This window comes from Mycolicibacterium novocastrense, assembly GCF_001499835.1.
In the GTDB taxonomy this organism is placed as follows: Bacteria; Actinomycetota; Actinomycetes; order Mycobacteriales; family Mycobacteriaceae; genus Mycobacterium; species Mycobacterium novocastrense.
The window spans coordinates 1-7458 of record NZ_LQIH01000043.1 but is presented as its reverse complement, the minus strand read 5'-3'; the positions used below and the strand labels follow the sequence as shown (position 1 = coordinate 7458).

The following is a 7458-nucleotide window of genomic DNA, read 5'->3' as shown; positions in this document are numbered from 1 at the left end:
GCATCAGGAGGACGTCTTCAACCTCTTCAAAATCCTCGAAAACACGCGACATAGCTCTCTTACTACGGTCGCTCGCGGCAAAAGAGCTAGGAGCCCGGTCCGATGTTGAGTGCGGGTCGGGTGCGCAGATGGTGCACGTACTCGGCTGGCGCACCCGCGATTTCGGCGGCGTCGGCCATCACCCCGAGATAGCGCGCCGACGGCAGGCCACCCTCCCACGCGTCGACCACGTACAGCCAGGCGAGCACGGGCTCGAAGTCGGTGTCCGACGAGATACGGTGCACCCGGCAGCGGATCTTCTTGTGGAAACCGAGTTCCGAGCCCTCCCAGCGATCCAGGTTGGCCTCGTCGTCCTTGGTCATGTCGTAGAGCACGACGAAGACCTTCGACGTCGGATCCTCGACGACGGTGGCGAGCGCACCCTCCCAGCCGATGTCCTCCCCGCCGAACGTCAGACGCCAGCCGTACAGCCAGCCCGTTCCCGCCATCGGAGAATGAGGTGCGCGCTGCAACATCTGCTCCGGATGCATGTTCGATCCGTAGGCGGCGTAGAGCGGCACCCAGAAAGACTAAGCGTTCGCGCGCCGCGTGGGCGATCGACCTCCCGCTTCGTTAGGTTGGGGGCGTGGCAACCCGCATCGTGATCATCGGCGGCGGGCCCGCCGGCTATGAGGCGGCACTGGTCGCCGCGGCCCGTGGACCCGAGGTTGCCGAGGTCACCGTCGTCGACTCCGACGGCATCGGCGGCGCCTGCGTGCTGTGGGACTGCGTCCCGTCCAAGACGTTCATCGCGTCCACGGGTGTGCGCACCGAACTGCGCCGCGCCCCCGATCTCGGCTATGCGCTGGAGTTCTCCGACGCCGAGATCTCGCTGTCCAAGATCAACCAGCGGGTCAAGAGGCTGGCCGCCGCGCAGTCGGCCGACATCGCCGAACGGCTGCGCAACGACGGCGTCACGTTGATCGCCGGCCGCGGTGAACTCGTCGACGACATGCCCGGGATGGCCACGCACACGGTCAAGGTGACCGAGCCCGACGGCGCCGTCAGCACGATCAGGGCCGACGTCGTGCTGATCGCCACCGGCGCCAGCCCCCGCGTACTGTCCGGCGCCGAACCCGACGGCGAACGCATCCTCAACTGGCGCCAGCTCTACGACCTCGAAGACCTGCCCGAGCACCTCGTCGTCGTCGGCTCCGGTGTCACCGGCGCGGAGTTCGTCAACGCCTACACCGAACTCGGGGTCAAGGTGACGGTGGTGGCCAGCCGCGACCAGATCCTGCCGCACGAGGACTCCGACGCCGCCGCGGTGCTCGAGGACGCGCTGAGCGACCGCGGGGTGACCTTGGTCAAGAACGCGCGTGCCAAGTCAGTCACGCGTAACGGCTCCGGTGTGCTGGTCACGATGACCGACGGCCGCACCGTGGAGGGCAGCCACGCGCTGATGACGGTCGGGTCGGTGCCCAACACCAGCGGCCTGGGCCTCGAACGGGTCGGCATCGAACTCGGTCAAGGCGACTACCTGAAGGTCGACCGGGTGTCGCGCACCGGGGTGCCCGGCATCTACGCCGCCGGTGACTGCACCGGCCTGATGCTGCTGGCCTCCGTGGCCGCCATGCAGGGGCGCATCGCGATGTACCACGTGCTGGGCGAGGGGCTCGAACCGATCCGGTTGCGGACGGTCGCCGCGGCGGTGTTCACCCGGCCCGAGATCGCCGCGGTGGGGGTGCCGCAGTCCAAGATCGACGACGGGTCGGTGGCCGCGCGAACGATCACGCTGCCGCTCCACACCAACGCCCGCGCCAAGATGTCGAGCCTGCGGCGCGGTTTCGTCAAGATCTTCTGCCGCCCGGCGACGGGAGTGGTGATTGGCGGTGTGGTGGTCGCCCCGATCGCGTCGGAGCTGATCATGCCGATCGCGCTGGCCGTGCAGAACGGCAACGACGTCGAGGATCTGGCGCAGACGTTCTCGGTCTACCCGTCGCTGTCGGGTTCGATCACCGAAGCGGGCCGCCGCCTGATGGCGCACGACGATCTGGACTAGTTCCACGTAGCCTGGGATGCGCGCACGTACCGACGAGTAACGAGGAGCCGTTCCGGTGACCGACCCGATCCCGGCGAACGGGCAGACGCTGCTGGGTCCCCAGCAGCGGGCCGAGGCCTGGGAACGGCTCGGCAGCGAGCAGTTCGACGTCGTCGTGATCGGCGGGGGAGTCGTCGGCGCGGGCGCGGCACTGGATGCGGCCACGCGGGGTCTGAAGGTCGCGCTCGTGGAGGCGCGCGACTTCGCCTCGGGCACATCGAGCCGGTCGTCGAAGATGTTCCACGGCGGGCTGCGCTATCTCGAGCAGTTGGAGTTCGGGTTGGTGCGCGAGGCGTTGCACGAACGCGAGTTGTCGCTGACGACGTTGGCGCCGCATCTGGTCAAGCCGTTGCCGTTTCTGTTTCCGCTGACCAATCGGTGGTGGGAGCGTCCGTACATCGCCGCGGGCATCTTCCTCTACGACCGGCTCGGCGGCGCGAAATCGGTCCCGGCGCAGAAGCATCTGACCAAGTCTTCAGCGTTGCGGCTGGCGCCGGGACTCAAGCGGTCGTCGTTGATCGGCGGCATCCGCTATTACGACACCGTGGTCGACGACGCGCGCCACACGATGACCGTGGCCCGCACGGCCGCGCACTACGGCGCCGTGGTGCGCACGTCGACGCAGGTGGTCGCGTTGCTCCGGGAAGGCGACCGCGTCACCGGGGTCGAGGTCCGCGACTCCGAGAACGGCGCAGTGACCGAGGTGCACGGGCACGTCGTCGTGAACGCCACCGGTGTCTGGACCGACGAGATCCAGGCGTTGTCCAAGCAGCGCGGGCGATTTCGGGTGCGCGCCTCCAAGGGTGTGCACATCGTGGTGCCGCGCGATCGGATCGTCAGCGAGGTGGCGATCATCCTGCGCACCGAGAAGTCGGTGCTGTTCGTGATTCCGTGGGGTACGCACTGGATCATCGGGACCACCGACACCGACTGGAATCTGGACCTTGCGCACCCGGCGGCCACCAAGGTCGACATCGACTACCTGCTCGAAACCGTCAACACGGTGTTGGCGACGCCGCTGACCCACGACGACATCGACGGCGTATACGCCGGGCTGCGACCGCTGCTGGCCGGCGAGAGCGAGGAGACCTCGAAGCTGTCGCGTGAGCATGCCGTCGCGGTGCCCGCTCCGGGACTGGTCGCGATCGCGGGGGGCAAGTACACGACATACCGGGTGATGGCCGAGGACGCCATCGACGCTGCGGCCGAGTACATCCCGGCGCGGGTGGCGCGGTCGATCACCGAGAAGGTTCCCCTGATGGGCGCCGACGGCTACTTCGCGCTGATCAACCAGACTCAAAGCGTCGGAAAGCATTACGACCTGCATCCGTACCGGGTGCGCCACCTGCTGGACCGGTACGGCTCGCTGATCGGCGAGGTGCTGCAAATGGCCGAGGGTGATCCCGAACTGCTGACCCCCATCACCGAGGCGCCCGTCTACCTGAAGGTCGAGGCCTTCTACGCTGCGGCCGCCGAAGGTGCGTTGCATCTGGAGGACATCCTGGCCCGGCGGATGAGGATCTCGATCGAGTATCCGCACCGCGGTGTGGACTGCGCGCGTGAGGTCGCCGAAGTGGTTGCGCCGGTTCTGGGTTGGAGCGACGAGGACATCGACCGCGAGGTCAAGACCTATCTGGCCCGGGTGGACGCGGAGATCCGCTCGCAGCAGGAACCCGACGACGAGTCGGCCGACGCATTGCGGGCGGCAGCGCCCGAAGCACGCGCCGAGATCCTCGAACCCGTCCCCCTCACTTGAGGTGCGGGCCTTGAGGCGCCCGGCGCCGCTGCCCGTTCGCGACGGGCTGGGCCCGGCGCGGGTGCGGTTGCGTGGCGGTGCCGTGCTGGTCGAGCTGGCGGACCGGTTCGGCGAGGCGGCCGCGGCCAAAGTGCTTGCGGGCGAGGTGGTGACCGCCGACGGCGACGTCGTGACCGCCGGGACCGTGCTGCCGCCCGGCGCGTTCGTGTACCTGTACCGCGAACTGCGCGACGAGGTTGCGGTGCCGTTCGACATTCCTGTGCTGCACCGCGACGACGACATCGTGGTGGTCGACAAACCGCACTTCCTGGCGACGATGCCGCGCGGCCGCCACGTCGCGCAGACGGCGCTGGTGCGGCTGCGCCGCGAACTGGACCTGCCGGAGTTGTCGCCTGCACATCGGTTGGACCGGCTGACCGCAGGCGTGCTGTTGTTCACGACCCGCCGCGAGTTGCGCGGCGCGTACCAGACCATGTTCGCGCGAGGCGAGGTGCGCAAGACGTATCTGGCGCGGGCCGGGCTTGATCCGACACTGCGGTTTCCGCGGGTGGTGTGGAGTCGAATTGTCAAGCGGCGCGGGCAACTACAGGCGGTCGACGAGCCGGGCGAGCCGAACGCCGAGACTGTGGTCGAGCACCACGGTGACGGGCTGTACCGGCTGACGCCGCATACGGGGCGCACGCATCAGCTGCGGGTGCACATGGCATCGCTGGGCCTGCCGATCGTCAACGACCCGCTGTACCCGGCGGTGACCGACGTTGCACCCGACGACTTCTCGCGGCCGCTGCAGCTGCTGGCGCAACGCCTCGAGTTCACCGACCCGCTCAGCAGACGTCGACGCGCCTTCATGAGCACCCGTTGCCTGTGACTCAGCGACGCTGCTCCACCGGCTCGTTCACCTTGGCGCCCGCGGCGATCACGGCGCGGTTGCGTTCGGCGACCGTTCGCAGCGACATCTTGACCAGCCAGCGGTCGTAGGTCATGTACCCGTTGACCTCGTTTTCGACGTCGGTGGTCTGGGTGTAGATCGCCCCGGACAGGCCGCCCTTGCGGACCTCGTCTTCCAGCGCGCGGCTCACCTGGACGTAGCGTTCGGTCAATCGTGCTCGGCTGTCGGTCATCTCGTAGGCCTGCGGTCTGCCCGGCCAGCGGTTGCCGTGGGGGACCAACCCCAGCCCGCCGTACTCGCCGTTCACCACCACCCGGTGTTCGAGCGGAATCGGACGGTTGCCGAGCATCGTTCGCTCGTCGCGCGGGGTCGCCGGATTGTCGTGAAGGACCGGGCGGCCCGGACCGACGTAGGTGTGGTCGTCGTAGACGTCGCCGGCCCTGCTGTCCGGCCTGGACTTGCAGCAGTTGACCCCGCTGTTGGCGTTCACCATCCGGGTCGGGTCGGCGGCCTTGGCCACTCCCGCGATCCGCGCGGTGTCGAACTCGCCCCACCCCTCGTTGAACGGAACCCAGCCGACGATCGAAGTGACGCTTCGCAACTGGTCGATCATCTCGACGAGTTCGCGTTCGAAGTTGGCCTTCGCCTGCGGCGACGGGTCCGGCGCCGGGCCGACCGGAATGTCGAGGGACACATCCAGCGACGGCATGTCCTGCCACACCATCAACCCGAGCTTGTCCGCCCAGTAATACCAGCGCGCCGGTTCGACCTTGGCGTGCTTGCGCACGAAGTTCATGCCGAGCGCCTTGGTTCGTTCCAGGTCGAACTTCAGCGCGTCGTCGGTGGGAGCGGTGAAGATGCCGTCGGGCCAGTAACCCTGGTCCAGCGGGCCGTGCAGGAACGTGATCTTGTCGTTCAACGCGATTCGCGGCCGGCCCTGCGGGTCGGTGACCGTGCTGATGGTGCGCAGACCGCCGTAGCTGGCAACCTCGTCGACGACCTTGCCCTCGGGCGTGACCAGCCGCACCGTCAGGTCGTAGAGGTACGGGTCGTCCGGTGTCCACAGGCGTGGGTCGGGAACCCGCACACGCACCGGCTTGCCCGGTTCCCCGTGGTTGCGGGCCAGCGTCGGACCGTCGGGTGCCGACACGATCACCTCGGCGCGTTCGTCGGTTGTCCCGGTGGAGCGCGTGGTGACGGTGAAACCCGTCAAATCCGCCGTGACGTCGAGCTTCTCGACGTGTGCGGCGCGCACGGGTTCCATCCACACGGTCTGCCAGATGCCGGACGCACCGGTGTAGAAGAGCCCCCCGGGATCGTTGCGCTGCTTGCCGACGGCGAACGGTGCGGCTTCGTTGCGGTCCTCGGCGCGCACGACGATCTCCTGGGTGCCCGTCCAGCGCAGCGCATCGGTGATATCCGCGCTGAACGCGGTGAAACCGCCCTCGTGGTGGGCGACGCGTTTGTTGTTGACCCACACCGTCGCGGTCTGATCGACCGCGCCGAAGTGCAGCAGCACCCGCTGTCCGCGCCAGGTGCCGGGCAGCTGAAAATTCTTGCGGTACCACATCTGGTCGTCATGACGCTTGATCCCCGACAGCGCCGACTCCGTGGGGTAGGGGACCAGGATCTTCTCGTCGAACTCCTTGGCGAACGGCGGTGTCGTCACCGCGGTGTCCTGCGAACGGCCCGTGTAGGCCCACACCCCGTTCAGGTTCAGCCACCGCGCCCGCGTCATCTGCGGACGGGGATACTCCGGCAGGGCGTTGTTGGGTCCGACGAGATGGGTCCACGGCGTCGACAGCGGCGGGCTCTCCCGCTGCCACGCCTCGGCCGCGTTCGCCGGGGCCGCACAGATCGCGAAGCCCGCCGCCAGGGCGAGGGGTAGGGCCGTCATCCGGCTGAGTATCTTGCGCACACGGTGCCGGTTGTTCGACAGCTCGGTGTTCACGGCCACGACTGCTAGTCCCCCCTGCTGGAAACCATCGACGACATGCGGTTCGGGTGCGGCGCACCGGACGCCATGGCAAACCTAGCCAGCGGTAGGTCGCGAGGAATCAGGTGTTTCCCTATGCTTTGCATCGGCATGCGGAACGAATGCGTTGTTTCAGGCATCGGCGTATTGACCAAAAAGTCGATCAAGGACGGGTTGATGCGCGAGAGTGGTTGTGCCGCAGCGTATGTGCAAATTCTGTACGCTCGTCCAGCTTAGCATTGCCCGGTTGCCGTCGCCATAGCCGTCGCGGATGCGCGCGGTCGTGAACGGCGTTCTCGAACACCGCCGTCATCGCGCTGCGCCCAGCGGAGAAGCCGCGCTTGAGCAAACGGTGGGTAGAGGAACTAGAGGTACGGCTGAGGATCCTGTTGGCGCCGGATGCGGCCACCATACAGGAAGGAATGGTTCGGGCATCGCAGTGGACATCGAAGACGCTGAGGGGTTCGTTACGGGGTTCGTTACGGCGACTCGCCGATCGCGCATTCGGCCCCCTGACGCGTGCGTCACTGCCACAATCGGGTCGGGCGACGGCGCTCGGTACGTCGCCGGAGGGAGGAGATGTGCGCAAGGTAGTGCTGTGCGCTGCTGCGGCCTTGTTCGCCGGGGGATTGGTGACCGTGAACCCGCCGAGCGCCGAGGCGACGCTCTGCGGTTCGGTCGGCGGCAGGTTCGTCGACGTGACCGGGTGTGCCGACCCGCTCTCGTATCTCAACGAGTGGCCACCGCCGCCACCGCCG

At 67.7% G+C, this 7458-nt stretch carries 5 protein-coding genes; 3 read left to right on the top strand and 2 right to left on the bottom strand.

Features of this window, described 5'->3' with window-relative positions; genetic code table 11:
• Window positions 1-86 precede the first annotated feature (86 nt).
• Window positions 87-560: a gamma-glutamylcyclotransferase family protein gene (locus AU072_RS21770; protein WP_064345760.1), complete on the bottom strand. Its 474-nt coding sequence runs from the start codon at window positions 558-560 to the stop codon at window positions 87-89.
• Window positions 561-625: 65 nt separating this feature from the next.
• Between AU072_RS21770 and AU072_RS21765 the strand changes: the two genes are divergently transcribed.
• The 3 genes from AU072_RS21765 to AU072_RS21755 are packed head-to-tail and all read left to right on the top strand — an operon-like array spanning window position 626 to window position 4704.
• On the top strand, window positions 626-2041 hold the full coding sequence (locus AU072_RS21765) for an NAD(P)H-quinone dehydrogenase (RefSeq protein ID WP_064415701.1): 1416 nt from the start codon (window positions 626-628) through the stop codon (window positions 2039-2041).
• Between the two features lie 55 nt (window positions 2042-2096).
• Window positions 2097-3836: a glycerol-3-phosphate dehydrogenase gene (gene glpD / locus AU072_RS21760; protein WP_064415700.1), complete on the top strand. Its 1740-nt coding sequence runs from the start codon at window positions 2097-2099 to the stop codon at window positions 3834-3836.
• Window positions 3837-3846: 10 nt separating this feature from the next.
• Complete coding sequence (locus tag AU072_RS21755; RefSeq protein ID WP_064415703.1) at window positions 3847-4704, top strand: pseudouridine synthase; 858 nt, start codon at window positions 3847-3849, stop codon at window positions 4702-4704.
• A gap of 1 nt (window position 4705) precedes the next feature.
• Here AU072_RS21755 and AU072_RS21750 read toward each other — a convergent pair whose 3' ends face one another.
• The gene (locus tag AU072_RS21750; RefSeq protein ID WP_064415702.1) at window positions 4706-6622 is read right to left on the bottom strand and encodes a glycoside hydrolase family 2 protein; all 1917 of its coding nucleotides are present in this window, start codon (window positions 6620-6622) and stop codon (window positions 4706-4708) included.
• Window positions 6623-7458: the final 836 nt, after the last annotated feature.

Excerpts from the sequence above, each read along its gene's own strand:
- AU072_RS21750 (WP_064415702.1), bottom strand. The coding sequence starts at position 6,622 with ATGACGGCCCTACCCCTCGCCCTGGCGGCGGGCTTCGCGATCTGTGCG.